Here is a 25593-nt window from a genome sequence, read left to right as displayed (position 1 = left end):
ACTAGGAAGCCAGGGTCAGTTGCCCAGGTCCTCGACCTTGGGCAGGGCGAGTTCCTCGCTGCGGGGCAGTTCCTCGACGTTGACGTCCTTGAACGTGATGACGCGGACGCTCTTGACGAACCGGGCGGAGCGGTAGACATCCCACACCCAAGCGTCCTGCAGGGTCAGGTCGAAGTAGACCTCGCCGTCGGCGCTGCGGGCCTGCAGGTCAACGTGGTTGGCAAGGTAGAAACGCCGTTCGGTCTCGACCACATAGCTGAACAGCCCGACGACGTCGCGGTATTCGCGGTAGAGCTGTAGCTCCATGTCGGTCTCATAGTTTTCAAGGTCCTCGGCACTCATGGTTCCATCTTGCACCATCCGGCGCCGGCCGCGCGCCACCGGCCGTCGCGCCCGAGCGGCCAGAACAGCTAGAGCAGCTGCCAGCTGACCCGGTGGTACGGCGTGGGACCGGAGGTCCGCAGCGCCTCCTTGTGCGCTGCGGTGCCGTAGCCCTTGTTCACGTCCCAGCCGTAGGCCGGGTACTGGGTATGCAGCTCGCACATCATCGCATCGCGCTCGACTTTCGCGATGATGCTGGCCGCGGCGACGCTGAGGCACTGCATGTCGGCTTTGACCAGTGTGTGCACCGGGGCGTCGCAGCCGGGTTCGGCGGGGGCATCGTCAAACAAGGACGGCTGCAGATCCGGCGAGAGCCAGTTGTGGCTGCCGTCCAGCAGGACAACCTCGGGCCTGATGCCGGCGGCGAGCACGGCAAACCAGGCCCGGTTCCCGGCAAGACGGAGCGCCGCGATGATCCCGAGTTCGTCGATCTCGTTCGCGGACGCATGCCCGACGGCGGAGGCGACGCTCCAGTCCCGGACCAGCGGCACCAGCCGCTCCCGGTCCGCGACCTTGAGCAGCTTGCTGTCCCGGACATCGGCCAGGAGCTTCTGTTGATGCAGGTCCACGACGGCGATCCCCACGCTGACGGGACCGGCCAGGGCGCCGCGGCCGACCTCGTCGATGCCCGCGAGGAGCCGTGCGCCGGAGCTGCGGAAGCGGCGTTCGTAGTCGAGGGTGGGGGCTGCTGACATGACGGGCGGCTTACTTTCCGGACGGGGCGGGGACGCCGCGGAAGACGTCCGGGTAGTTGTCCAGGGCCGACATCCTGTTCAGCGGCCAGGCGATGACGGCGGCCTTGCCTTCAATGTCGGATTCGTTGACGAAGCCGCCGTTGGTGTCCATATGGGCACGGGAATCCGCGGAGTGGTTGCGGTTGTCGCCCATGACCCAGACCTTGCCCGCGGGCACGACGACGTCAAAGTCGCGGACCTGGGGAATCTCTGCGGAATTGATGTATTTCTCGTCCAGCGGCGCGCCGTTGACGGTGAGCTGTCCGCCGGCGTCGCAGCAGACCACGTGGTCACCCGGGAGCCCGATGACGCGCTTGACCAGATGCTGTTCCGAGTTGTCCGGCAGCAAACCGACGAACGTCAGCCCGTCCTGCACCCAGGTGAAGGGGCCCTTGGCCTTTGGAGCCGCGGGGGCGAGCCAGCCCTGGCTGTCCCGGAACACCACCACGTCCCCGCGCTGGAGCGCCATGGGCTCGGGCACGAGCAGGTTCACGAAGATGCGGTCGTTCACATCGAGGGTGTTGACCATGGATTCGGAGGGGATGTAGAAGGCCCGGAACAGGAAGGTCTTGATCAGGAAGGACAGCACGATCGCCACGACGACCACCGTGGCAACCTCCTTCAGCCACAGGAAGAGCGGGCTGCGCCCTTCTCGGGCCTTGGCCTTCCTGGCCCGGCGGGATGTCGGATCGGCGTGGGCGGGGCCGTCGGCCCGCTCCCTCCCCGTCGGCTCAGGCGCGGTCGGCCCAGCCGCGGTCGGGGCGGGCGCGGTCGGCCCAGCCGCGGTCGGGGCAGTCTCCGACCGGGCAGTCTCGATACGGGCAGCCTGGATACGATCAGCGCGCTGCGCACCGGTGCTGTCGTCCTGCGACGCAGGAGCCGACGCCGGAGCAGGAGCCGGCGCACCAGCCGGTGGATCCGCCGGCTCGTCCGCGGGAATCGCCGAGGCGGTAACCCGGGGTCGGTCCTGGCCCTGCGGATCAGGAGTGCGCGGTTCGGTCTCGGGCATCTACTGTCCGTTCGTCGTCGTCGTTGTCGCAGCCGGTTCGGGCCGCGCTACTGCTGCAAATCTATCAAGCGGCCAGATGATCTGTACCGGCCTGCCAATGACGCGTTCCAGCGGCACCATGCCCCCGCCAGGGGCGCCCAGGAGGCTCCGGGAATCGGCGGACATCGAGCGGTGGTCCCCCATGAGCCAGAGCCGCCCGGCAGGCACCTGGACGGCGAACTTCACATCGCTCGGGGTGTCCCCCGGATACACATACGGTTCCGCAACTTGCTGGCCGTTGACTGTGAGCCGGCCGCCGGCGTCGCAGCAGACCACACGGTCGCCTGGCAGTCCGATGACGCGCTTGACATACGTGGTGTCGCTGCCCGCCAGGCCAAGCCAGCGTCCGGCTTCGGCGAGGGCATCGACCACGGGGCCGTTGCCACTGTTGAGCGGGGCAAAGGAACCGCGGCCGTCAAAGACGACGACGTCGCCCCGGCCCAAGGGCTTAGCTTGGAAGCCGGTCCGCGCCACCACGATCCGGTCCCCCGTGTGCAGGAGCGGCTCCATGGAGGCGGACGGGATGAAGAAGATGTCCACCCACAGGGAGCGGACCACGGCGCTGATGGCCACGGCGAGCACCAGGGCCAGCAACGCAAAACGCCAGCCCGGTTTCCTGGGCTGGCGTTTTGGCTGTTCCATGTTCCGTATCCCCTGGCGCTGTCGTGAACTAATGTGCGCTGTTGCGGATAGCTCCGGCGCCGCACTAGCTGACGCACCGGATACGGTCCGTGGATCCGCGGTGGAAGCCTGTCGTGGAAGACGAAAAAGCTTACTTGGCGGTCTGGAAGTCGCGCTTTTCCTTGATCTTCGCGGCCTTACCACGCAGGTTACGCATGTAGTAAAGCTTGGCGCGGCGCACGTCACCCTTGGAGACGAGCTCGACCTTGTCGATGATCGGGGAGTGCACCGGGAAGGTACGCTCTACGCCGACACCGAAGGAGACCTTGCGGACGGTGAAGGTTTCGCGGACGCCATCGCCCTGGCGTCCAAGGACGAAGCCCTGGAAGACCTGGACGCGGGAGTTCTTGCCTTCGATGATGTTCACGTGAACCTTGATGGTGTCACCCGCGCGGAACTCGGGAACATCGGTGCGCAGCGAGGCTGCATCTACGGAATCGAGGATATGCATTGATCCACTCCTGGTGAACGCCACAGGTCACTCACGTTGGGTTACGGCGGTCAGGGCCGGTGGCATGCGCCGCCCGCAAATTTCCGCCGAAAGTTTGTCAATCCGGCCCTGTCAGGAGTAGACGGGGCCGGGGTGCCGGGCTGTTGGTAGCGCTCCCCCTGTGGCAGGTTCGCAACCCAGCAGGCACAAGGACTAATTTTGCCACATTTTGTGCGGGTTAGCCCAATCCCGGCGGTTAGGCGTCGGGACGGCGCAGCAGGCGGCCGTCGACGACGTCGTACCCCAGGTCGGAGAAGGCCGTACGGTCCGCGCGGGGCAGCTTGCCGGCGTCGAACTCCACGAGGAGGTCGGGACGGCGTTCGGCGGTGCGCCGGTACTGCTCATGCCGGCGCCACTGGGCGATCTTGCCGTGGTTGCCGCTCAGCAGCACGGCCGGGACGTCCCGGTCCCGCCAGCTGGAGGGCTTGGTGTAGACGGGGTATTCGAGCAGCCCGTCCGAGTGGGATTCCTCCACGAGGGACTCGGGGTTGCCGACGACGCCGGGCAGCAGCCGGCCGATGGCCTCGACCATGGCCAGCACGGCGACCTCGCCGCCGTTGAGGACGTAGTCCCCCAGGCTCATCGGGCGCACCGTGAAGTGCTCCGCGGCCCACTCCAGGACCCGTTCATCGATGCCCTCGTACCGGCCGCAGGCGAACACCAACTGGTCCTCCTCGGCGAGCTGATGGGCGGTGGCCTGGGTGAAGCGCTCCCCCGCCGGTGACGGAACGATCAGGACAGGCTTGGCGGCACCGTCCGGGCCGGCAGACTCTGGGGTGCCGCCGTCGTCAGGGGCACCGGCGTCCCCGGACCGCCCGGCGGCCACGGCGGTGAGGGCCTGAGCCCAGGGTTCGGGCTTCATGACCATGCCGGCGCCGCCGCCGTAGGGGGTGTCATCGACCGTGCGGTGCCGGTCGGTGGTGTAGTCACGCAGGTCATGGACCTTGAGGTCCAGCAGGCCGTCCTGGCGGGCCTTGCCGATCAGCGACAGCTCCAGCGGGGCCAGGTACTCCGGAAAGATACTGACGACGTCGATTCTCATCTACGCGTTGCCCTGCTCTTCGGAGTTCCGGGCCGCGGCACCTTGGGCTTTGGGATCCTGGGCTGCGGGGTTTTGGGCCTCGGGGTTTTGGGCCTCGGGCGCCTCGTCCGTGTTGACTTCGAACAGTCCGGGCGGCGGGGTGACGAGGACGTACTTTTCAGCCACGTTAACCTCGGGCACAATCTGCTCGACAAAGGGGATCAGGACTTCCTTGCCGTCATCCGTCGTGACCACCAGCAGGTCCTGGACGGGCAGCGTGTGCAGCGCCGAGACCTTGCCGACCACATTGTCGCCCACGCGGACCTCCAGGCCCACGAGCTCATGCTCGTACCAGCCCTCGTCGTCGTCCTCGGCGCCGATGTCTTCGGTTTCGATGAACAGCTTGGCGCCGCGCAGGCCCTCAGCCTCGTTGCGGGTCTCGATCTCGTCAAAGGCCAGCAACAGGATGTCCTTGTTCCAGCGGGCGCTGAACACCGTCAGCGGCCCGGCCGAGCCGGGTTCCACGATGAACTGGGTGCCGGGGACAAAACGGTCGCCGGGCGCGTCGGTGAGCACCTGGACAGTCACTTCGCCGCGGATGCCGTGGGGCTTGCCGATTCGTGCCACCTGGAGCTGCATCTGTTCCTCTGTTCGGGGTTGGTGATTCTGTATTCTCTGGTGCGGAATAGCGGGAAAACAGTCCGGCCCCTCCACCATTATCTGGTGAAGGGGCCGGACTCAAGACAAGTAGTGCTGAAAGCGTTACCGGCGGCGGTCGGTGTCGACGACGTCGACCCTGACCGGCTCGCCGTCCGCCAGCGCCGCAACCACAGTGCGCAATGCGCGTGCGGTCCGGCCCTGCCGGCCGATCACCCGTCCGAGGTCGTCCTGATGAACGCGCACCTCGAGGGTTTCCCCGCGGCGGTTGTTCTTCGCACTGACCTTGACGTCCTCGGGGCTGTCAACAATCCCGCGGACCAGGTGTTCGAGCGCTTCTGCCAGCAATTTACTCAGCCTCGGTGGTCTCTGCTTCGGCGGCGTCGGCGGGAGCCTCGGCAGCTTCGTCCTTCTTGGCCTTCTTGGTGATGGCTTCCGGGATGATCACGGAACCCTTTTCCGGGGTAACGAAGGCAGCCTTGGGAGCCTTCGTCTTCAAGGTTCCCTCCTGGCCCGGGAGACCCTTGAACTTCTGCCAGTCACCGGTGATCTTCAGGATCGCGGCAACCTGCTCGGACGGCTGTGCGCCGACGCCGAGCCAGTACTGGGCACGGTCCGTGTCGACCTCGATGTACGAGGGCTCTTCGGTCGGGTGGTACTTGCCGATCTCTTCGATAGCACGGCCATCACGCTTGGAGCGTGAGTCCATGACGACGATGCGGTAGTACGGTGCGCGCATCTTACCGAAGCGCTTAAGGCGAATCTTTACGGCCACTTTTGTGGTCACTCCTGTTTCTGAAACGGGGTCGAGCCCGGCGTTCTGCACCCGTGGGGCGGGCCGTACTTGGGGGTTCTAAAGGACAAGATCCAGACGCGGAGAGAGGGGCCACGCAGATCGAGTACCTGTTCATTGTGCCAGATCACCGGCAGGATTTCGACTTGACACGAGCTTGGCGCACCACCGCGCGGCCTGGAAGCGGCCTCGAGGGCCGGTCAGGACGTCCAGACGAAGAGGCCGGACCTGGTGGCGGGGTCGACGCCGGCGGCGAGCTCGGCAATCCGGCGCACGTAGTCCCGGGCCTCGTCCGGACCGAAGGGCATGTCCTCCTCGGCGGCCCAGTTGGCGGCGACATCCTCCAGGACGTCACCCTCCCCTTCGGTTTCATAGCTGAGCAGTTCCGCCAGCGTGCGGACCATTGCCGCCGGGACGCCGAGCAGCGAGTCGCTGGCCACGTCGACCATGGCCAGTTCATAATCCGCGCCCGGGGCGTGCACGGCGACGCCGGCAAGGTCCCCCAGCCGCTCCACCTCGAAGTCGCTGATCTCCGGGATGCGGACGGCGCCCGGGGCGGCCGGACTGCCGTCTTCCAGTGCGCCGGCGCGCTCGAGGGCTTCTTCGTGGGTGGACACAAAGAGTTCGGTGAATCCCATGCAGCTGGTCCTTAGGGTTCGGCGGTCCGCAGACCGCTGTTTTCGACGTCGCTTCAGCCTAGCCGCTTCAGCACGGCCCAGCCCCGCCCGCTGGACATGCCCTCCCCTAACCCTGAGCACTGGACATATGGCATCTATGTCCATTCGAGACTGCGAGCAATGGACATGCCCCTCGCTGGCCCGGGGAACCCGACCCCGCCCGTGGACACGCCCTCCCCCGACCGCGAGCACTGGACATGTGGCAACTATGTCTATTCCCGGCTGCGAGCAATGGACATGTTCCAGTGTCCTGCTGGCGAAGTGTGGACATGTCCTTCGCTGGCCCCGGGGGAACCTTGCCCACTCCGGCGAAGGTCGCTGGCCATGCCCCGTCCTGACAGCAACCAATGAACATATGGCGTCTATGTCTATTCCCGGCTGTGGGCAATGGACATGCTCCGATGTCCCGCCTGGGAACAGTGGCCATGTCCCTCGCTGGCCCGGGGAACCCAACCAAGGCCCGCCGGCGAAGAGTGGACATGTCCTGTGCGCGCTGGACATGCCCAGCGACCAGCTTGCCGGGCAGAACTTCTAGCGCACGGCGACGCGGATCCGATTGCGCCACGGGTCCTCGAAGCGCAGCTCGGCGCCGGTGTGGTGGGATTCGACGCCGGCAGCCTTGAGCCGGTCGGCCAGGGCCGCGACGTCGTCGCCGGAGGGCACTTCGATGAGGACCTCGCCCAGGCCCAGCGTGTCGCGCCGGGGGCCCGCGCCGCGGCTGTTCCATACGTTCATGGCCATGTGGTGGTGGTATCCGCCAGCCGAGACGAACAGCGCCTGGCCGTGCCAGCCCGCGGTCTTCTCGAAGCCGAGCGTGCCGACATAGAACTCATGCGCCGACTGGACGTCGCCGACCTGCAGGTGGACGTGCCCGACGCCGGCGGCGGCCTGGCGCTGGCCGGCCACGGACTCCTCGGTCAGGTATTGCTGCAGGTAGCGCTGCGGCGGCAGGGCGAGACTGTCCATGACGACGTTCTTGCCCTCCCAGGACCACGCCGCCCGCGGCCGGTCCCAGTACAGCTCGATGCCGTTGCCTTCGGGGTCGTTGAAGTAGAACGCCTCGCTGACGAGGTGGTCCGCGCTGCCGGTGAAGGACTGGGGCTCGTACTGGGCCGCGGTGGCGATGGTGGCCGCCAGGGAGTGCTGGTCCTCGAAGAGGAGGGCGGTGTGGAAGAGCCCGGCCTCGCCGCGGGAAGGTAGAAACAGGTCCGGGGCAGGCGCCAGATGCACCAGCGGCTTCTGCTGGCGCCCAAGGTAGAGCCCGCCGTCCTGTTCGGCCACAGTCTCCAGGCCGAGGGCGCGCTGGTAGTAGTCGGTCATGAGCTTCATGTCGCCGACCTTGAGCATCACGGTGCCCATGGTGAGTTCGGCAGGAAGGAGGTCCTGGGTGCTGGCTTCTGCGATCATGGCAACGCTCCGTGGATTTGTTAGCCGCCGGCCTTCGGCGACTCTATAAAACTAAATTACTTGAAGCTTCAATTTATTCCTCATGGCCGCTTGGCTCCCGGTCTACCGGCAGCCCACGCAGCACGATATGCCGGATCCGGCGGAGCGTGGCCGGATTGCTCCGCGGATCTTCGGCCGTGACGAGGACATCAGCGCTTGCCCCTTCACCGATGGACTCCGCGCCGAGCCAGGTCCGCGCGGACCAGCTCGCGGCGTTGAGGGCGGCAGCGGCGGAAAGGCCGGCGGCGTGCAGGGCCTGGATCTCGTCCACGATCCTGCCATGGCTGATCACGCTGCCGGCGTCGGTACCGGCATAGATCGCCAGCCCGGCCTCGTGGGCTTCGAGGATCCGCTCCGCCCGGCGCTCCCACAGCGAGCGCATGTGGGCTGCGTAGCGGGGGAACTTGGCGGCCGCCCGGGCGGCGATGTCCGGGAACGTGGCGATGTTGATCAGGGTGGGCACGATCGGAACACCCTGTTCGAGGAAGCGCGGCAGGTGCCGCGGCAGCAGCCCGGTGGCGTGCTCGATGCAGTCGATCCCGGCGTCGAGCATGTCATCGAGGGTGTCTTCGGCGAAGCAGTGTGCGGTGACGCGGGCCCCCTCATCGTGGGCGGCCCGGACGGCGTCCTTGACCGTCCGGGCGGGAAAACTGGCGGCGAGATCGCCGGCGTCGCGGTCGATCCAGTCCCCCACGAGCTTGACCCAGCCGTCGCCCGCGCGGGCCTGCTTCCGCACGGCCTCGACGAGATCCTCCGGCTCGACCTCGACGGCCAGGCCCGGCAGGTAGCGCCGGGTCCTCGCGAGGTGCCGGCCCGAGCGGATGATTCGGGGAAGGTCCACGCGTTGCTGGAGCCAGCGTGTGTCGTGGACGGCGCCGGCGTCGCGGACCAGGAGCGTCCCGGCGTTGCGGTCCGCCAGGGCCTGGGATTCCGCGGTGTCCTCGGTAACGTCCCCGCCCGGGCCCAGGCCGATGTGGCAGTGTGCGTCCACGAGGCCGGGCATGACCCAGCCGTCCAGCACGAGCTCCGGCGCGGCCGCGGGCCGGCGAAAGGTCAGCCGGCCATCTACCGACCACAACCCGTAGCGGACCTGGTCCGCCGCCGTGAGGATGGGCCCGCTGAACTCGATGATGCTGGTCATGGCCTAAAGCCTAGCCCTCTGGCTCCGCCGTCCGCGTCACACTCGACGGCCGGCCGGAGGTGCGTGGTAGCTTCGTCTACGACCACACGGGTGCCCCTGCAGGGGCTGAGATCGGGCTGACGCAGCCCGCGACCGTTGAACCTGTCCGGGTAATGCCGGCGAAGGAAGTGAGTATTTCCGTGAACTCCCAAGTGACACAGCACAGCCCTGCCCACAATGAGTCAGCCCCCACTGGGCTAGCCCAGCACGGGTCTGCCGCAAGCCAGCCTCTGGCCCCCACACAGTCGCTGAAGTCCCACTCGCTGGCCTTCAGCACGGACCCGGAGCACGGCATCCGCGTGCCGGTGACCGAGATCGCCCTGGAACCCTCCCCGGGCGGCGTCCGGAACCCGCCGTTCCGGGTCTACCGCACTGCCGGCCCGGGCAGCGATCCGGTCCGCGGGCTGGAGCCGTTCCGCACCCCCTGGATTGAGGACAGGGCGGACACCGAACCCTACGCCGGCCGCGAACGCGAGCTGCTCGACGACGGCAAATCGGCGGTGCGCCGCGGTGCCGCGTCGGCCGAGTGGCGGGGCGGCCGGCCGGTGCCGCGCCGGGCCGTTGAGGGCAGGACCGTCACGCAGATGCGCTACGCCCGGGACGGTGTCATCACCCAGGAAATGCGGTTCGTCGCGCTGCGCGAGAACTGCGATGTGGAGCTGGTGCGCAGCGAGGTGGCCGCGGGCCGCGCGATCATTCCCAACAACGTCAACCATCCCGAATCCGAGCCGATGATCATCGGCAAGGCGTTCCTGGTGAAAATCAACGCCAATATCGGGAACTCCGCCGTGACCAGCTCCATCGCCGAGGAGGTCGACAAACTCCAGTGGGCCACGCAGTGGGGCGCGGACACCGTCATGGACCTCTCCACCGGGGACGACATCCACACCACGCGCGAGTGGATCATCCGCAACTCCCCCGTCCCCATCGGAACGGTCCCGATCTACCAGGCACTGGAGAAGGTCAACGGTGAGGCGAACGCCCTGACCTGGGAGATCTTCCGGGACACCGTGATCGAACAGTGCGAGCAGGGCGTGGACTACATGACCATCCACGCCGGCGTGCTGCTGCGGTATGTGCCGCTGACGGCCAACCGGGTCACCGGCATCGTGTCCCGCGGCGGTTCCATCATGGCCGGCTGGTGCCTGGCGCACCACCGGGAGAACTTCCTGTACACCCACTTCGACGAGCTGTGCGAGATCTTCGCACGCTACGACGTCGCCTTTTCCCTGGGCGACGGGCTGCGGCCCGGCGCGACGGCGGATGCCAACGACGCGGCACAGTTCGCCGAACTGGACACCCTGGCCGAGCTCACGCAGCGGGCCTGGGACTTCGACGTGCAGGTCATGGTGGAGGGCCCCGGGCACGTGCCCTTCCACCTCGTCCGGGAAAACGTGGAGCGCCAGCAGGAACTCTGCAAGGGCGCCCCGTTTTACACACTCGGGCCGCTCGTCACGGACATAGCACCGGGCTATGACCACATCACCTCGGCGATCGGCGCCACCGAGATCGCCCGCTATGGCACCGCGATGCTCTGCTACGTCACGCCCAAGGAACACCTCGGGCTGCCGAACAAGGACGATGTGAAGACGGGCGTGATCACTTACAAGATCGCGGCCCATGCCGCGGACCTCGCCAAGGGCCACCCCGGCGCGCACGAACGCGACGATGCCCTGTCCAAGGCAAGGTTCGAGTTCCGCTGGCGGGACCAGTTCGCGCTGTCCCTGGACCCGGTCACGGCCGAGGCTTTCCACGATGAGACGCTTCCCGCGGAGCCGGCCAAGACAGCCCACTTCTGCTCGATGTGCGGTCCGAAGTTCTGCTCCATGCGGATCAGCCAGGACATCCGGGACGAATACGGTTCAGCTGATTCGCAGGCGGCCCTGGCGCAGATGGCGGCCGGAATGCGGGCGAAGAGCAACGAGTTCCGCGCCTCGGGCGGCAAGGTCTACCTGCCGCAGCCCTCGGTGGGAGGACGCGCAGCTTCCTAGGAGGCCCGGGCGTGCTGGTGCCGGCTGACTTCGGCGATGTAGGAGCGGATGGCCCGGTCCCCTTCGGCTGAATCCTGGGGCCGGTGCCCTCCTGGTGCCGTGCGGTGCAGGGCGCCGGTCTCGCGCAGGTAGCCGGCGATTTCCTCATACAGCGGTTCCCAGCCGCCGGTCAGCACCAGGGTCGGCACGCCCGGCACGATCTGCAGCGGTGCTTCCCACGGCGGCGCCTGCAGGCGGAGCCGGCGCGCAGCCCGGAGGGCCTCCGGCGTCGTGGCCCCGGGGGCGTCCGCCGCGAACGCGCGGCGGATGAACTCCCGCTGGAAGTCGTCGTCGCTGAGGTTGTGGCGGACGTCGAAGAGCGGCTGCATCAGGGCCCGGTGCGCGGCGGTGGCCGGGAGCTCCGCGGTCAGGGACAGGCAGGCCGGTTCCACCAGGGTCAGCGACTGGACGAGGTCGGGCCGTTCGACGGCGGCCATCATCGCGGCGATCGCGCCCTGCGAATGGGCCACCACGTGGCCGCCGGCCTCGCCGCGGCCGTCGTCTGCTAGCGACGCGAGCACGATGGCGGCGTCGGCCGCGAAGTTGGATTCGAGCGGTTCCGCGACGGCGTCAAACCCGTGCCGCCGCAGGAACAGGGCGTCGTAGTCCAGCGCCATTCCGTGCTGTTTTGGCCACGCGGCGGCGCCGAAGCTGCCGTCCCCATGGACGAAGACTACGCGCTGCTTGAACATTGTCTAACCCTATGGCACTTCAGTGCTGATGCCGCCGGCGACACAGTGCCGGCGGCCGTCAGCACTTATGGCTACTTGCTGCCGCCGAGGAACTTGTCGAAACCCTTGGGCAGGTTCAGCTGGGACGGATCGAAGTCGCCGCCCTGCTGGCCAAACGACGCGCCGGTGGGCAGCGCCTTGGGGCCGGCGGCACGCCGGGCCTCGGCGTCGCGCAGTTCCTGCGCCGCCTTGGCCGGGTTGCCGGAGCGGGCCTTCTTCTTGGGCGCGGATTTGGCTCCCTTGCGGGCTCCGCCCCCGCCGCCCATGCCGGGCATTCCCGGCATGCCGGGCATCCCGCCGCCGGCGGCCATCTTCTTCATCATCTTCTGGGCCTGGGCAAAACGTTCCAGCAGTCCGTTGACCTCGGAGACGTGCACGCCGGAACCGCGGGCAATACGGGCCCGGCGGGAGCCGTTGATGATCTTCGGAGCCACACGCTCGTGCGGGGTCATCGAGCGGACAATGGCCTCGACGCGGTCGATCTCGCGCTCGTCGAACTGCTCCAGCTGCTGGCGGATGTTCTGCGCGCCCGGCATCATCATGAGCATCTTCTTCATGGAGCCCATGTTGCGGATCTGCTGCATCTGCGCGAGGAAGTCATCGAGGGTGAAGTCTTCCTGGTCGGCGAACTTCTTCGCCATCCGCGCGGCTTCATCCTTGTCCCAGGACTTCTCGGCCTGCTCGATCAGGGTGAGGACGTCACCCATGTCGAGGATGCGCGAGGCCATGCGGTCCGGGTGGAAGAGCTCGAAGTCGTCCACGCCTTCGCCCGTGGAGGCGAACATGACCGGCTTGCCGGTCACCGACGCGACGGAGAGCGCGGCGCCGCCGCGGGCGTCGCCGTCGAGCTTGGAGAGCACGATGCCGGTGAAGTTGACGCCCTCGTCGAAGGCCAAGGCCGTGTTGACGGCGTCCTGGCCGATCATGGAGTCGATCACGAACAGGACTTCGTTCGGGACGATCGCGCGGCGGATCTGGCGCGCCTGCTCCATCATGTCGGCGTCGACGCCGAGACGGCCGGCGGTGTCCACGATCACGACGTCGTGGAGGGTGCGCTTGGCTTCCTCGACGCCGGCGCGGGCGACGGCGACAGGGTCGCCGGCAGGGTGGTCCAGCTCGGTGGACGTGGCGCCTGGGTGCGGGGCGAAGACGGGCACGCCGGCGCGCTGGCCGACTACCTGCAGCTGGGTGACGGCGTTGGGGCGCTGGAGGTCGCAGGCCACCAGCATCGGGCTGTGGCCCTGGGACTTGAGCCACTTGGACAGCTTGCCGGCCAGGGTGGTCTTGCCGGCGCCCTGGAGGCCGGCCAGCATGATGATGGTGGGTCCGGTCTTCGCCAGGCGGATCCGGCGGGTCTCACCGCCGAGGATCTCGACGAGTTCCTCGTTGACGATCTTCACGATCTGCTGGCTCGGGTTCAGCGCCCCGGAGACCTCGGCGCCGAGGGCACGCTCGCGGACGCGGCCGGTGAACTCCCGGACCACGGGCACAGCGACATCGGCGTCCAGGAGGGCACGCCGGATCTCGCGGACTGTGGCGTCAACGTCCGCCTCGGTCAGGCGGCCCTTGCCACGCAGATTCTTGAAGGTTGCTGTCAACCGGTCAGAGAGTGAATTGAACACGCGCCGTGCACTTCTTTCAGTGGATCTACAGGTGGCGGCCGGTGCGGCACGCCAGCGTCGCGATTGGTATTCGCCTGGACGAACCGCCTCGACAACAGGACTCGACTATCTAGGGTACCAAGATGCGCCTTCAAGATGGCATGCTGGCGTAGGTGACCAGCCAAACAACTGTAAAAACCCTGCTCATCCTGGGCGCTTCCGGCGATCTCACCGGAAGGCTCCTGTTACCGGGGCTTGCCCGCCTGGTGTCCCGGGGCCGCGCCGACGGCCTCACCCTGGCGGGAGCGGGATCGGACCCGTGGACGCCGGAGCAGTGGCTTGGCCGGATCGAGGAGTCGTTCGCGGACGAGGACTCCAAGGCCGACGCCCACGGCAAGCGGGAGCTCAAGCGGATCCGCAAGGAGAGCACCTACCACCAGCTCGATGTCACGGCCAAGGGCCAGCTCGCCGGGCTCCTGGCGCAACTGGAGGGGCCCGTGGCGGTCTACTTCGCCCTGCCGCCGCGGGTCAGCCAGCTCGCGTGCGAGGCCCTGGCGCCGGAGGATGTGCCCGCCGGCACCCGGCTGGTCATGGAGAAGCCGTTCGGCTCCGACGAGCAGTCGGCGCGCCACCTGAACAAGACGCTGGCGGCGCTGGCCCCGGAGGACCACATCCACCGCGTGGACCACTTCCTCGGCAAGGCAACGGTCCTGAACATCCTTGGCCTGCGCTTCGCGAACACGTTCCTGGAGCCGGTGTGGAACCGGCAGAACATCGAAAAAATCGAGATCATCTTCGACGAGGACCTCGCCCTCGAAGGCCGCGCCCGCTACTACGACGGCGCCGGGGCGCTCCGTGACATGATCCAAAGCCACCTGCTTCAGATCATGGCCCTCATGGCAATCGAGCCGCCGGCATCCGTGGACGAACGCGATCTCCGCGATGCCGTGGCCACCGTGCTGCGGGCCAGCAGCATCAAGGCCCCCTACCGGCAAAGCACCCGCCGGGCCCGGTACACGGCGGGTTCGATCAACGGCCGGGACATTCCGGACTACGCCAAGGAGGAGGGCGTGGACGCGTCCAGGGGTACTGAAACCCTCGCCGAGGTGCAGGTGGAGATCGACAACTGGCGCTGGCAGGGCGTGCCGTTCATCCTGCGCTCGGGCAAGGCGCTGGGCCAGAAACGCAAGGAGGCCGTGGTGACCTTCCGGCCGGTGCCGCACCTTCCGAAGGGGTTCACCGGTGTGGACGCCCCCAACCAGCTGCGGATCGGCTTTGGCCCGGACACGCTGCAGTTCGACGTCGACGTGAACGGACCGGGCAATGTCCTGAGCCTGGACCGGGCCACGCTGCAGGCCGAACTGAGCGCCTCCGAACTCCTCCCCTACGGTGAAGTGCTCGAGGGCGTGCTGACCGGGGATCCGCTGCTCTCGGTGCGGGCGGATACGGCCGAGGACTGCTGGCGCATCCTGGCGCCGGTGCTGAAATCCTGGACCGCCGGACATGTCCCGCTGGAGGAATATCCGGCCGGGACCCCGGGGCCGGAGGGCTGGCCAGCCTAGATTCGTACCGGCAGGGCCCGCGCGGATCCGGCGGTGCGCCGGTGCCGACCAAGCAGCAACGACCAGGCAGCAACGACACAGCGGGCCGGACACCTTCTCAGGTATCCGGCCCGCTGTGTCAGTGCCGTGTCAACGCCGCTGTGTCTGTTGGCTCTAGCGGCATGGAGCGGGGAGCAACTAGATCGCTGCAGAACCACGCTCTCCGGTACGGACCCTGACAGCTTCGAACACATCCATCGTCCAGACTTTGCCGTCGCCGGCCCGGCCGGTGTTGGAACTGGCGATGATGACATCCAGGATGTCGTCCGCCTGTTCGTCGGTGGCCAGGACTTCCACCCGGATCTTCGGCAGCAGGTCCACGTTGTACTCGGCCCCGCGGTACACCTCGGTGTAGCCGCGCTGCCGGCCGTAGCCGCTGGCTGCGCTGACCGTGAGGCCCTGCACACCGTAGGCTTCCAGGCCTTCGCGAATAGCCTCAAGCTTTTCCGGTCGGACGATTGCCGTGATCAGTTTCATGCCCCCACACTTTCCTTGCCCGTTGCGTTCTGCTTGCCATTGGACGCGGCGTCCACCGGCACTTCGGCGGCTGTGCCTTCCTCCTGCGGCTCGCCGCCCATCGGCTTGCCCGTGATCAGTTCGTGCAGCGGCTGGAAGCTGCCGCCGTGCCCGCCGACGCCGAACTCGTAGGCGGTCTCTGCGTGCAGGCTCAGGTCCACACCGACAACTTCCTGTTCCTGGGAAACCCGGAAGCCCATGAGCTTGTGGATCGGGAAGGCAATGATGAAGGTCATCACGGCGGTGAAGACGATGGCCATCATTGCCGCGAGGGTCTGGGCGACCAGCTGCGTGGTGCCGCCGCCGTAGAACAGGCCTGCGGCGCCCTGGGTCGGGGTGGCAAGGAAGCCGATTGCGACCGTGCCGACAACACCGGAGACGAGGTGGACGCCGACGACGTCGAGCGAGTCGTCGTAGCCGAACTTGAACTTCAGGCCGACGGCGAGCGCCGAGGCCACACCGGCCACGACGCCGAGGGCGATCGCACCCAGCGGGGAGACGTTGGCGCAGGCCGGGGTGATGGCGACCAGGCCGGCGACCACGCCGGAGGCGGCACCGAGGGAGGTCGGGTGACCGTCGCGGAAGCGCTCCACGGCAAGCCAGCCGAGCATGGCGGCGGCCGGGGCGGCCAGGGTGTTGATCCAGATCAGGCCGGCCTGCTCCACCGTCGCGGCGGCACCGGCGTTGAAGCCGAACCAGCCGAACCACAGGATTGCGGCACCGAGCATGACGAACGGAATGTTGTGCGGGCGGTGGTTCGGGTCCTTGCCGAAGCCCTTGCGGTTACCGATGATCAGGACCAGGATGAGGCCCGCGACGCCGGCGTTGATGTGGACCACGGTGCCGCCGGCGAAGTCGATGACCGGCGCGAACGTCTGGCCGAACCAGCCATTCGCGGAGAAGAGTCCGCCGCCCCAGACCATGAAGGCCATCGGCGCGTAAACCAGGGTCGCCCAGATGGGGGTGAACACCACCCATGCGGAGAACTTGGCGCGGTCGGCGACCGCACCGGAAATCAGGGCCACCGTAATGATCGCGAAGGTGGCCGCGTAGCCGACCTTGAGCAGGTCGGCCGGTTCGGTGAAGTTGTGCAGGCCGAAGTGGCTGAACGGGTTGGCGAAGATCTGGTAGAAGTTGTCTTCGTTGGTCGTAGCCATCGAAGCGCCCCACAGGATCCACATGATGCCGACGGTTCCAATGGCGACGAAGCTCATCATCATCATGTTCAAAGCCGACTTGGCGCGGGTCATGCCGCCGTAGAAGAATGCCAGGCCCGGGGTCATGAACAGCACGAGTGCCGCGGCGACCAGGAGCCAAACGAGACCTGCGGTGAGTTCCATGGTCTACGTCCTCTCTTGCTATTAGGTGCGGAGTAGTCCGCCGGTCCCAACGCATTTATTTGCGTTCTAGAAAGAGTTTCGCGGGGCAGTGTTTCGCTGGCGGAGGATTTACATTGCCGGGTTGTTACAAGAACCTCCCGGACGTAAATGGTGCATCTCACACTTGTTACGGTTATGTTTCAGCGGATTATTCCCGCACTTGTTGAACCCGCCGCCAGCCCGCACCGCATCTTCCCAAGGACGAACGCATTATGAGCAAGACCTCCCGCCCCGCCGGCGACGCCGCAGCCAAGGTCCCTTCCCGGGCCCCGGGCCGTTCCCGGCTGCCCCGGGACATCAAGGTGATGCTGGTGGCGGCCTTCCTGATTGCGATCGGCTTCGGCCTCGTGGCACCGGTTCTGCCCCAGTTCGCCACCACGTTCGACGTCGGGGCGACCGCGGCGGCGGTGATCGTGAGCATCTTCGCTTTCATGCGGCTCGTCTTTGCACCGGCCGGCGGCGCCCTGATCGTGAAGCTGGGCGAACGGCCGGTCTATGTGGCCGGGCTGCTGATCGTCGCGGCGTCCACGGCGGCCTGCGCTTTCGCCCAGAATTACTGGCAGCTGCTGGTCTTCCGCGGCCTCGGCGGGGCTGGTTCGGTGATGTTCACGGTGGCGTCCATGGCGCTCGTCGTCCGGCTCGCGCCGCCGGAAAGCCGCGGCCGGGTCTCCGGGGCCTATGCCTCCGCCTTCCTGATCGGCAACGTCTGCGGCCCCATCGTCGGCGGGATGCTGGCCGGCTTCGGCTTGCGGGTGCCGTTCCTGGCCTACGCGGCGGCCCTGGTGCTGGCCGCCGTCGTGGTGCAAACCCAGCTCAGCCATGTCCCCGCCGCCTCGCGGCAGCCCGGCGCCACGGCCCCGGCGATGGAACTGCGGGACGCGCTGCGGGACAGCGCCTACCGGGCCGGCCTGTTTTCGAGCTTTGCCAACGGCTGGGCCACCTTCGGGGTGCGGATGGCCACAGTGCCGCTCTTCGCCGTCGTGGCGCTCGGCGCCGGTCCGGAATCGGCCGGTTGGGCCCTGGCGGTGTTTGCCGGCGGCAACGCGGTGGCGCTGACGTTTTCCGGCCGGCTCGCGGACAGCCTGGGCCGCAAGCCGCTCCTGCTGGCCGGGCTGCTGGTCACCGGCACCGCCACGGCGGCCATCGGGTTCACGCACCAGCTGCCCTGGTTCCTGCTCGCGTCCGCTTGCGCCGGGATCGGCTCCGGGCTGCTGGGACCGGCCCAGCAGGCTGCCATCGCCGATGTGATCGGCAACGAGCGCTCGGGCGGCCGCGTCCTGGCCGTCTTCCAGATGGCCTCGGACAGCGGCGCGATTGTCGGACCGGTGGTGGCCGGACTGCTGGCGGACCGACTGGGCTACGGATGGGCCTTTGGGGTCACTGGCGGCATCCTGTTGGCCGCCGCCGCCGTGTGGTTGCCGGCCCGCGAAACGTTCCGCCGGCCGGCCCCGGATCGCGCCTGACCTGCGGCGTTGCCGCCACCGGTCCGCCGGGCACGTGCCTCAGCCATGACCTTGTCCCGGACCGTGCACGGGACGCTGTCCGGGACCTTCCGGTCAGCGTCCCCCGCCGCCCTTGGCTAAGCTGGGGGCACGTGCTACAAACTTCCGGAGGTAATCCCCCATGGCCAAATTCGACTCTTCCCCCGGGAAAGCCGAAAGCCCCGACCCCGCCCAACCCGCCGACGCGGGAGCCGACGCGGGAGCCAACACAGGAGCCAACGCAGGAAAGAGCGCGGGCAACAGGAAGCGCGCAGGGCTGATCGCCGGCGCAGGAATTGTCGCCGTCGCCGCAGCAGTACTGGTTCCCCTCGCCCTCGGAAACCCGACCCCGGCACCGCCGGCCGCTTCTTCCCCCGCCGCCCAGTCAGCCCCGGCACCCGCCCCGGCCGAGGTGGGACCGCCCGTCACCTATTACGCACAGCCGGGTCCGCCGGCCGGGTCGCCGCTGGAAAAGGTTGAGCCCCTCAAGGTCGATGTCTCCAGCGACCTCGTGGGCACTTCCCTGAACAAGGGCATGGCGGGAATTTCCCTGGAGGCCACGGATCTGGCCGATCCCGACCTCAGCAGCGACAACGCGTCGATGGTCAAGCTGCTCAAGGAGATCGACCAGCCGGTCCTGCGTTTCGGCGGCAACGCCGTGGACCGGCGTTTCTTCTGGACCTCCAGCGGCGAGGCTGTCCCCGCCGACTACAAGGGTGACAAGACGCACCCGGTCAAGGCCGTGGGCCCGGCAGACCTGGTCCGGCTCAAGACCCTGCTGGAGGCAGGCGACGCCAGGGTCAGCCTCACAGTGGATCTGGGCCACTACAACCCGGCGCGGGCTGCGGACATGGCCAAGAACGCCTCGGCGATCCTCGGCGACCGGCTGCTGAGCATCACTGTGGGCAATGAGCCCAACGGCTTCGTGTTCAACGATGTGAAGTCCGGCAGCGGCTACAGCCTGGATCAGTACACTCGGGAATTGAAGGACTACGCCAACGCGATCTATGCAGTGGCGCCGAACGTGCCCATCTCCGGCCCGGGCGCCTACGACCAGAAGTGGTGGCAGCCGTTCGTCGACGCGGACCTCCCGCAGAAGAAAATCCTGACGTTCCACCACTACCCGCTCTCCAACTGTGACGGCAGCTTGCCCCAGGACTCGCCTACGTTGGCAAACGCGATGAGCCGAACGATGCACGACCGTGGCGTCAACTACCAGAAGGCGGCCCTCGCGGTGGGTCAGGCCGCCGGCCTGGAAACCTGGATTCCGGAAACCGGGATCTCGGCGTGCCCCGGCTCCAATGAGACCTCCCGTACCCACGCATCTGCGCTGTGGGCGGCAGACTATGCCCTCACCGCCGCCCAGCTGGGCATCACCCGAATCGGCTTCCACAGCTCGCTGCTGACCTGCAAGGGCGGCCCGCCCCTGTCCGCCATCTGCAGCGCCGGGGCCTACCCGTTCGGCAATGGCCAGATGTCCGGCCGTGCCAACTTCTTCGGCATCTCCATGGTGGCCGAGCTCGAGGCCGGCAAGTTCATGAAAGTGAACAGCTCCGGCGGCGGCCCGGCGTTCAGCTATGCGCTGCAGAACGCGGACGGCAGCACCAGCGTGGTGATCGTCAACGAAAACGACCCCGAAAAGGCCGCGCAGACTTTAGTCACCTTGAACCTTCCGGGCAAGCCTGTCACCGGGACCATGACCCAGCTCAGCGGACCCAGCTACGCAGCCGAGGACGAGACCGTCATCGATGGCGCCAAGACCGAGCCCGCACCCCTCGCCAAGCGCGCCACGGTGCCCGGCTTCGCGTTCAAGTCCCAGACGCAGCAGTTCAAGCTGACAGCCGGCACAGTAACGGTCCTGAACTTCAAGTACTAGCCACTCGAACAAAGAGTGCCCCGGTCCTGTCTGAACTGACCAGACAGGACCGGGGCACTCTTTTTGTTGCGGTGCGCGCTAGTTCAGCAGCGCGTCCACGAAGCCTTCGGCCTCGAACGGCGCGAGGTCGTCGGCGCCTTCGCCCAGGCCGATCAGCTTCACCGGGACCCCAAGGGATTTCTGGATGGCGACGACGATCCCGCCCTTGGCGGTGCCGTCCAGCTTGGTCAGGACGATCCCGGTGATGTTCACGACCTCGGAGAACACCCGGGCCTGGTTGAGTCCGTTCTGGCCGGTGGTGGCGTCCAGGACCAGCAGCACCTCGTCCACCTCGGCCAGCTTTTCGATGACCCGCTTGACCTTGCTGAGCTCGTCCATGAGGCCCACCTTGTTCTGCAGGCGCCCCGCGGTGTCGATCATGACGACGTCGACTTCCTGGTCGATGCCGGCCTTGACGGCCTCGTAGGCCACCGAGGCCGGGTCCGCGCCGTCGATGTCCGACTTCACGGTGGGCACGCCGACGCGCTGGCCCCACGTGGCCAGCTGCTCGGCGGCGGCGGCGCGGAAGGTGTCCGCCGCGCCCAGCAGCACGTCCTTGTCCTCGGCCACGAGCACGCGGGCAAGCTTGCCTACGGTGGTGGTCTTGCCAACGCCGTTGACGCCGACAACCATCATGACGGCGGGCTTGTCGCCGTGGCGCTCGACGTTCAGGCTCCGGTCCATGGTCGGATCCACGAGCTTGATGAGTTCCTCCCGGAGCAGGGCCTTGACGTGCTCAGGGTCCCGCGTGCCCATCACCTTGACGCGTTCGCGGAGCGAGTCCACGAGCTGCATGGTCGGTTCGGTGCCGAGATCGGCCAGCAGCAGGGTTTCCTCGACCTCATCCCAGACGTCTTCATCGATCTTGTCTGCCGAGAGCAGGGCCAGGAGCCCCTTGCCCAGGATGTTGTTGGACTTGACCAGCCGCTCACGCAGCCGCATCAGCCGCCCGGCCACCGGCAGCGGGGTTTCCACCGGGACGGTTTCCAGCCCGGCTGCGTCGTCCGGAACTTCGAGGGTTGGTTCTTCGAGTTCGACGCCGTCCGGCGAGGTCCGTGCCGGTGCCGGCGCCTGCGCGGGACGGTCCTCCACAAGGGTTCCGGCTCCCGGGGCCTGCACGGGGTCGTTTGCGTCACGCGGGCCGGTGTAGGTCTTGGCGCTCTTCCGGGTCTTCATGAGCACCGGGATCAGCACACCGAGGACCACCAGGACAGCGAAAATGGGCAGAATGATGGGGAGGATATCGTTCACTCCCCTAGCTTCTCACAAACCCCAAATGGGCCGTGGCCAGCGCTTTTGTTGCGCGCGGACGCAGTCGTGCCGGGACCTGGACGTTTGCCTAGATCTCCGCACTGAGCCGCTGGCTGATCACCGTGGAGACGCCGTCGCCGCGCATTGTGACGCCATAGAGGGCGTCGGCGACTTCCATGGTGCGTTTCTGGTGCGTGATGACGATCAGCTGGCTGGATTCGCGGAGTTCTTCGAAGATGGTGATGAGCCGGCCCAGGTTGGTGTCATCAAGCGCGGCCTCGACCTCGTCCATGACGTAGAAGGGAGAGGGCCGTGCCTTGAAGATGGCCACCAGCAGCGCCACGGCCGTCAGGGAGCGTTCGCCGCCGGAAAGCAGCGAGAGCCGCTTGATTTTCTTGCCGGCCGGGCGGGCTTCGACCTCGATGCCGGTGGTGAGCATGTCGGTGGGGTCGGTCAGGACCAGCCGGCCCTCGCCGCCGGGGAACAGCCGGGCGAAGACGCGGACAAACTGCCGGGAGGTGTCCTCGAACGCCTCGGCAAAGACCTTCTGGACGCGGTCGTCGACTTCCTTGATAATGTCCAGCAGGTCTTTGCGGCTGGACTTCAGGTCTTCGAGCTGGCTGCTGAGGAACTGGTGGCGCTCCTCAAGCGCGGCGAACTCCTCGAGCGCCAGCGGGTTTACCTTCCCCAGGGCCGCGAGGTCGCGTTCGGCGCGTTTGAGCCGTTTTTCCTGTTCCGCACGGACGAAGGGCTTGCCTTCGGAAATCTCGCGTCCGTCCTCGTCCACCGGGGCGCGCAGTGCGGCCCATTTGTCCGCCGAGTCGCCGGCAGGGACCGGGACGGGAAGGTCCGGTCCGTAGTCGGCCACGAGCTGCCCGGCAGTCAGCCCGAGCTCCTCCACACTCTTCAGTTCCAGCGCCTCGATCCGCAGCCGCTGCCGCGTGCGGGCGAGCTCGTCGCGGTGCACGGAGTCGGTGAGTTCGGCCAGTTCTCGGGCCAGCGCGTCGTTGCCGCTGCGGACCCCGGCCAGTTCAAGGTCCATGGCGTCCTTGCGTTCCTCGGCGCTGTCCCGCTCGCGGCGGGCCAGCTCCACGGACACGTCGATGAATCCGATGACCTGCTGCACGGCGACGGCGACGGCGGCGGCGCGCCGGGCCTGGAGCCGGCGCCGGCTGGCCCGTTCGGCGGCTTCCTCGCGGGCGCGGCGTTCGGTGGCGGCGGCCCGTTCCAGCGACGCCGCCCGGTTGCGGGTGGCCGTGAGCTGTTCCTCGGCGCTGCGCAGGGCGAGCCTGGCCTCCATCTCGGCCGTGCGGGCCAGCGAGGCGGCCAGGGCCAGGGCATCCCGGTGCTCCGGGGAAGGTTCCTGCTCCGCGGGGGCCTCTGAGGCCGCGGCGAGCCGGGCCGCCACCGCTTCCAGCGCACCTTGTTCGCTGACAATCTGGGCCTCAGCCCTGGCCAGGGAGGCGGCCAGCCGCTCACTTTCGGCGACGGCGCTGCGCAGCACCGCGTTCAGGTGGCCCAGGCGTTCGGCGACGGCCGCGAGTTTCGCGTCGGAATCGTGGAGTTTCGCGAGGGCCGCGTCGGCATGGTCCTGGGCTTCAGCGCGCCGGGTCCGGGCGGTGGAGAGGGCGAAGCGGTTGCGTTCGAGCGCGGCGGTGACGGCAGCCAGCTTCGACGCGGCGTCGTCGACGGCGGCCTGGACTTCCAGCAGCGACGGCGCCGACGCGGACCCGCCGGTCACGGTCAGCGCCGTGAAGACGTCCCCGGTCCGGGTCACGGCGGTCAGCTCGGGACGCGCGGCGATCAGCTGCGCCGCGGCATCCAGGTCCTCGACGACGGCGATGCCGGCCAGCAGGGCGGGCAGCGGCAGGCCGGCGGCGTCCGGTGCCGCAGCCGACACAAGATCCACAAGATCCACAGCCCAGCGCGCGCCCGCGGGAAGCGTGCTGCCGCCGGCTAATGCATCGGCCGAAAGCGCATCGGCCACCGGCGGCGGGGACCCGGCCGGGGGGCCGGCCAGCAGCAGCGCGGCACGGCCGGCGTCGTCCGCGCGCAGCAGCCGCACGGCAGCGGCGGCCGCCTGCTGGTCCCGGACCACCACGGCGTCGGACGCGCTGCCGAGTGCGGCGGCGACGGCGGCCTCGAATCCGGGATCCACGGTGATCATGGATGCCAGCGATCCCAGGACCCCGTCGGCCAGGTCCCCGGCTGCCGCGCCGAGCACATGCCCGGAGCCATCTTTGCGGTTCAGGCCCAGCTGGAGGGCATCGCGGCGGGCCATAAGGGCGCCGCGTTCCCGCTCGCCTTCGCGCTCGGCCGCCTTCAGGGCGTCAATTTCGGCGATGATGGTTTCGAGGGCCTCGCTCGCGGCCTCGTAATCGGCGTCGAGCGATTCCTCGCCGTCTTCGACCCCTGCGACCTGCGCTTCCAGGGCTGTGAACTCGCTGTGCGCCTGCCGTCGGCGCTCCTCGCCGGCCTTTTGCGATTCGCGGAGACGGCCGAGCTCGGACTGGGCAGACTCGACGCGGGACCGTGCCGCGCCGACCTGCCCGGCGAGCTTGGCCAGGCCTTCACGCCGGTCCGCGGCGGCCCGGAGCAGGGCCGCGAGCCGCTTGTCCTCGGCGGCGGCGGCCTGTTCGGCGTCGTGTTTGGCGGCTGTCGCGGCGTCCAGGGCCTCGGTGCGGTCCAGGATCTGCCGTTCCAGCCCGGCCTGCTCGTCGCGGACGCGGGCGGCCTGCTGCTCCAGCTGGTCCGGGTCCCGGCCGGTGTCCGGAACCACATCCGCGGCGCCGAGCAGGCGGCGGCGTTCCTCGGCGMGCGMGCCGAGGGAACGGAGCCGTTCGCGACCGGTGGAGAGCGAATACCAGTTCTCCCGCGCGGCGTTCAGCGCGGGCGTGGCCTCGGCTGCGAGCCCTTCGAGGACGGCCTGGCGCTGCCGCCCCGCCTCGAGGTCGCGTTCGACGACGGCGCGGCGTGCCTTGAGCTCCGATTCATCCGCCACGTCCTGCGCCAGCGCGGACTGCAGCGCAACGAGGTCGTCGGCCAGGAGCCGTGAGCGGGCGTCACGGACCTCGAACTGGACGCTCTGGGCGCGCCGGGCCACCTCGGCCTGTTTGCCCAGCGGGGTCAGCTGCCGCCGGATTTCGCCGGTGAGGTCGCTGAGCCGGGACAGGTTGGCCTGCATGGCTTCGAGTTTGCGGACCGTCTTTTCCTTGCGGCGGCGGTGTTTGAGGATGCCGGCGGCCTCCTCGATGAAGCCGCGCCGGTCCTCGGGGGTGGCGTGCAGGACCTTGTCCAGCTGGCCCTGGCCGACAATCACGTGCATCTCGCGGCCCAGCCCCGAGTCGGAGAGCAGCTCCTGGATATCGAGCAGCCGGCATCCCGCGCCGTTGATGGCGTATTCCGAGCCGCCGGTCCGGAACAGCGTGCGCGAGATCGTGACCTCGCTGTATTCGATCGGGAGGGCGCCGTCGCTGTTATCGATGGTCAGCGAGACGTGCGCCCGGCCCAGGGGCGGCCGGCCCGAGGTGCCGGCAAAGATCACGTCTTCCATCTTGCCGCCGCGGAGGGTCTTGGCTCCCTGTTCGCCCATGACCCAGGCCAGCGCGTCCACCACGTTGGATTTGCCCGAGCCGTTGGGGCCCACCACGGCGGTGACGCCCGGTTCGAATTCAAAGGTCGTCGCCGAGGCGAACGACTTGAATCCCCGGACGGTCAGACTTTTCAGGTGCAAGGCGCTTCGGTTCTCCTGGTCGGCGGACTGGCCCGCTGTCCGACGAAAGCATGATTCGGACGGACGCGGGGGGTTCGGGGCGGCCCCGGATACATACAATCTACTGCGCATCTGCGGCCATTCCGCGCAGAACCAGCGCGAAGCCGCCGCAGATGGCGGAGGCCGCATATGCGGGAATTGACCTGCACGGGGCATAGTTAAGCTCTCGGGCTTGTGAGCGGCCACCGCCGGAGCGCAGGACGGACAT

Annotated in this window: 22 protein-coding genes and 1 riboswitch; of the genes, 4 read left to right on the top strand and 18 right to left on the bottom strand. The window is 68.0% G+C overall.

The window, feature by feature from the left end:
• Positions 1-15: 15 nt before the first annotated feature.
• The 12 genes from AC1D0A_RS13320 to AC1D0A_RS13265 all read right to left on the bottom strand — a co-directional run bounded on the left by AC1D0A_RS13320 (position 16) and on the right by AC1D0A_RS13265 (position 9069).
• Entirely contained in the window at positions 16-342 is a 327-nt protein-coding gene (locus AC1D0A_RS13320) for a DUF2469 domain-containing protein (RefSeq protein WP_018773443.1), read from the bottom strand.
• Between the two features lie 68 nt (positions 343-410).
• Positions 411-1076, bottom strand: coding sequence for a ribonuclease HII (locus AC1D0A_RS13315; protein ID WP_476946012.1), 666 nt, complete (start codon positions 1074-1076; stop codon positions 411-413).
• A 10-nt stretch (positions 1077-1086) separates the two neighbouring features.
• Positions 1087-2124 carry a signal peptidase I gene (lepB, locus tag AC1D0A_RS13310; RefSeq protein ID WP_243177171.1) on the bottom strand — a complete coding sequence of 346 codons (1038 nt, stop codon included), beginning with the start codon at positions 2122-2124 and terminating at the stop codon, positions 1087-1089.
• Positions 2125-2805, bottom strand: coding sequence for a signal peptidase I (lepB, locus tag AC1D0A_RS13305; RefSeq protein WP_028276855.1), 681 nt, complete (start codon positions 2803-2805; stop codon positions 2125-2127).
• A 130-nt stretch (positions 2806-2935) separates the two neighbouring features.
• Positions 2936-3295, bottom strand: coding sequence for a 50S ribosomal protein L19 (gene rplS, locus AC1D0A_RS13300; protein ID WP_018773447.1), 360 nt, complete (start codon positions 3293-3295; stop codon positions 2936-2938).
• Between the two features lie 235 nt (positions 3296-3530).
• Positions 3531-4376: a tRNA (guanosine(37)-N1)-methyltransferase TrmD gene (gene trmD, locus AC1D0A_RS13295; RefSeq protein WP_243177170.1), complete on the bottom strand. Its 846-nt coding sequence runs from the start codon at positions 4374-4376 to the stop codon at positions 3531-3533.
• Positions 4377-4994: a ribosome maturation factor RimM gene (rimM, locus tag AC1D0A_RS13290; protein ID WP_243177169.1), complete on the bottom strand. Its 618-nt coding sequence runs from the start codon at positions 4992-4994 to the stop codon at positions 4377-4379.
• A gap of 123 nt (positions 4995-5117) precedes the next feature.
• Positions 5118-5360: an RNA-binding protein gene (locus tag AC1D0A_RS13285; protein WP_018773450.1), complete on the bottom strand. Its 243-nt coding sequence runs from the start codon at positions 5358-5360 to the stop codon at positions 5118-5120.
• Position 5361: 1 nt separating this feature from the next.
• On the bottom strand, positions 5362-5787 hold the full coding sequence (rpsP, locus tag AC1D0A_RS13280; RefSeq protein WP_026266438.1) for a 30S ribosomal protein S16: 426 nt from the start codon (positions 5785-5787) through the stop codon (positions 5362-5364).
• 218 nt (positions 5788-6005) lie between these two features.
• Entirely contained in the window at positions 6006-6443 is a 438-nt protein-coding gene (locus AC1D0A_RS13275; RefSeq protein WP_476946011.1) for a hypothetical protein, read from the bottom strand.
• A gap of 570 nt (positions 6444-7013) precedes the next feature.
• Complete coding sequence (locus AC1D0A_RS13270; RefSeq protein ID WP_243177167.1) at positions 7014-7889, bottom strand: VOC family protein; 876 nt, start codon at positions 7887-7889, stop codon at positions 7014-7016.
• A gap of 73 nt (positions 7890-7962) precedes the next feature.
• A complete protein-coding gene (locus AC1D0A_RS13265; protein WP_243177166.1) occupies positions 7963-9069 on the bottom strand; it encodes an amidohydrolase family protein in 1107 nt (368 codons plus the stop codon).
• A gap of 76 nt (positions 9070-9145) precedes the next feature.
• Positions 9146-9253: riboswitch (TPP riboswitch) on the top strand.
• Here AC1D0A_RS13265 and thiC point away from each other — a divergent pair.
• Positions 9249-11099, top strand: coding sequence for a phosphomethylpyrimidine synthase ThiC (gene thiC, locus AC1D0A_RS13260; RefSeq protein WP_308197199.1), 1851 nt, complete (start codon positions 9249-9251; stop codon positions 11097-11099). (Overlaps the previous riboswitch by 5 nt.)
• Here the strand turns inward: thiC and AC1D0A_RS13255 are convergent.
• Together AC1D0A_RS13255 and ffh are read right to left on the bottom strand one after the other, a co-directional pair.
• Positions 11096-11830, bottom strand: coding sequence for an alpha/beta fold hydrolase (locus AC1D0A_RS13255; protein WP_229992666.1), 735 nt, complete (start codon positions 11828-11830; stop codon positions 11096-11098). The two genes, thiC and AC1D0A_RS13255, sit on opposite strands and share 4 nt — an antisense overlap.
• Before the next feature lie 71 nt (positions 11831-11901).
• Positions 11902-13491 carry a signal recognition particle protein gene (gene ffh, locus AC1D0A_RS13250; protein WP_028276849.1) on the bottom strand — a complete coding sequence of 530 codons (1590 nt, stop codon included), beginning with the start codon at positions 13489-13491 and terminating at the stop codon, positions 11902-11904.
• Between the two features lie 152 nt (positions 13492-13643).
• On the opposite strand from ffh, the gene AC1D0A_RS13245 reads away from it, so the two are divergent.
• On the top strand, positions 13644-15032 hold the full coding sequence (locus AC1D0A_RS13245) for a glucose-6-phosphate dehydrogenase (RefSeq protein WP_476946010.1): 1389 nt from the start codon (positions 13644-13646) through the stop codon (positions 15030-15032).
• Positions 15033-15209: 177 nt separating this feature from the next.
• Here the strand turns inward: AC1D0A_RS13245 and AC1D0A_RS13240 are convergent, their stop codons facing one another.
• Positions 15210-15548, bottom strand: coding sequence for a P-II family nitrogen regulator (locus tag AC1D0A_RS13240; protein ID WP_028276847.1), 339 nt, complete (start codon positions 15546-15548; stop codon positions 15210-15212).
• Complete coding sequence (locus tag AC1D0A_RS13235; protein ID WP_243177164.1) at positions 15545-16927, bottom strand: ammonium transporter; 1383 nt, start codon at positions 16925-16927, stop codon at positions 15545-15547. Before AC1D0A_RS13235 ends, AC1D0A_RS13240 begins: the two co-directional genes overlap by 4 nt.
• Positions 16928-17178: 251 nt before the next feature.
• On the opposite strand from AC1D0A_RS13235, the gene AC1D0A_RS13230 reads away from it, so the two are divergent.
• A complete protein-coding gene (locus AC1D0A_RS13230) occupies positions 17179-18429 on the top strand; it encodes an MFS transporter (RefSeq protein WP_476946009.1) in 1251 nt (416 codons plus the stop codon).
• A gap of 160 nt (positions 18430-18589) precedes the next feature.
• A complete protein-coding gene (locus AC1D0A_RS13225) occupies positions 18590-20323 on the top strand; it encodes a hypothetical protein (RefSeq protein WP_476946008.1) in 1734 nt (577 codons plus the stop codon).
• 78 nt (positions 20324-20401) lie between these two features.
• Here the strand turns inward: AC1D0A_RS13225 and ftsY are convergent, their stop codons facing one another.
• Together ftsY and smc are read right to left on the bottom strand one after the other, a co-directional pair.
• Complete coding sequence (ftsY, locus tag AC1D0A_RS13220; RefSeq protein WP_243177161.1) at positions 20402-21613, bottom strand: signal recognition particle-docking protein FtsY; 1212 nt, start codon at positions 21611-21613, stop codon at positions 20402-20404.
• A gap of 88 nt (positions 21614-21701) precedes the next feature.
• Positions 21702-25346: a chromosome segregation protein SMC gene (gene smc, locus AC1D0A_RS13215; protein ID WP_476946007.1), complete on the bottom strand. Its 3645-nt coding sequence runs from the start codon at positions 25344-25346 to the stop codon at positions 21702-21704.
• Between the last annotated feature and the right edge of the window lie 247 nt (positions 25347-25593).

Source organism: Arthrobacter sp. P1_D4 (assembly GCF_056406115.1).
The sequence above is the reverse complement of the archived record's forward strand: the minus strand, read 5'-3'. Positions and strand labels throughout refer to the sequence as shown.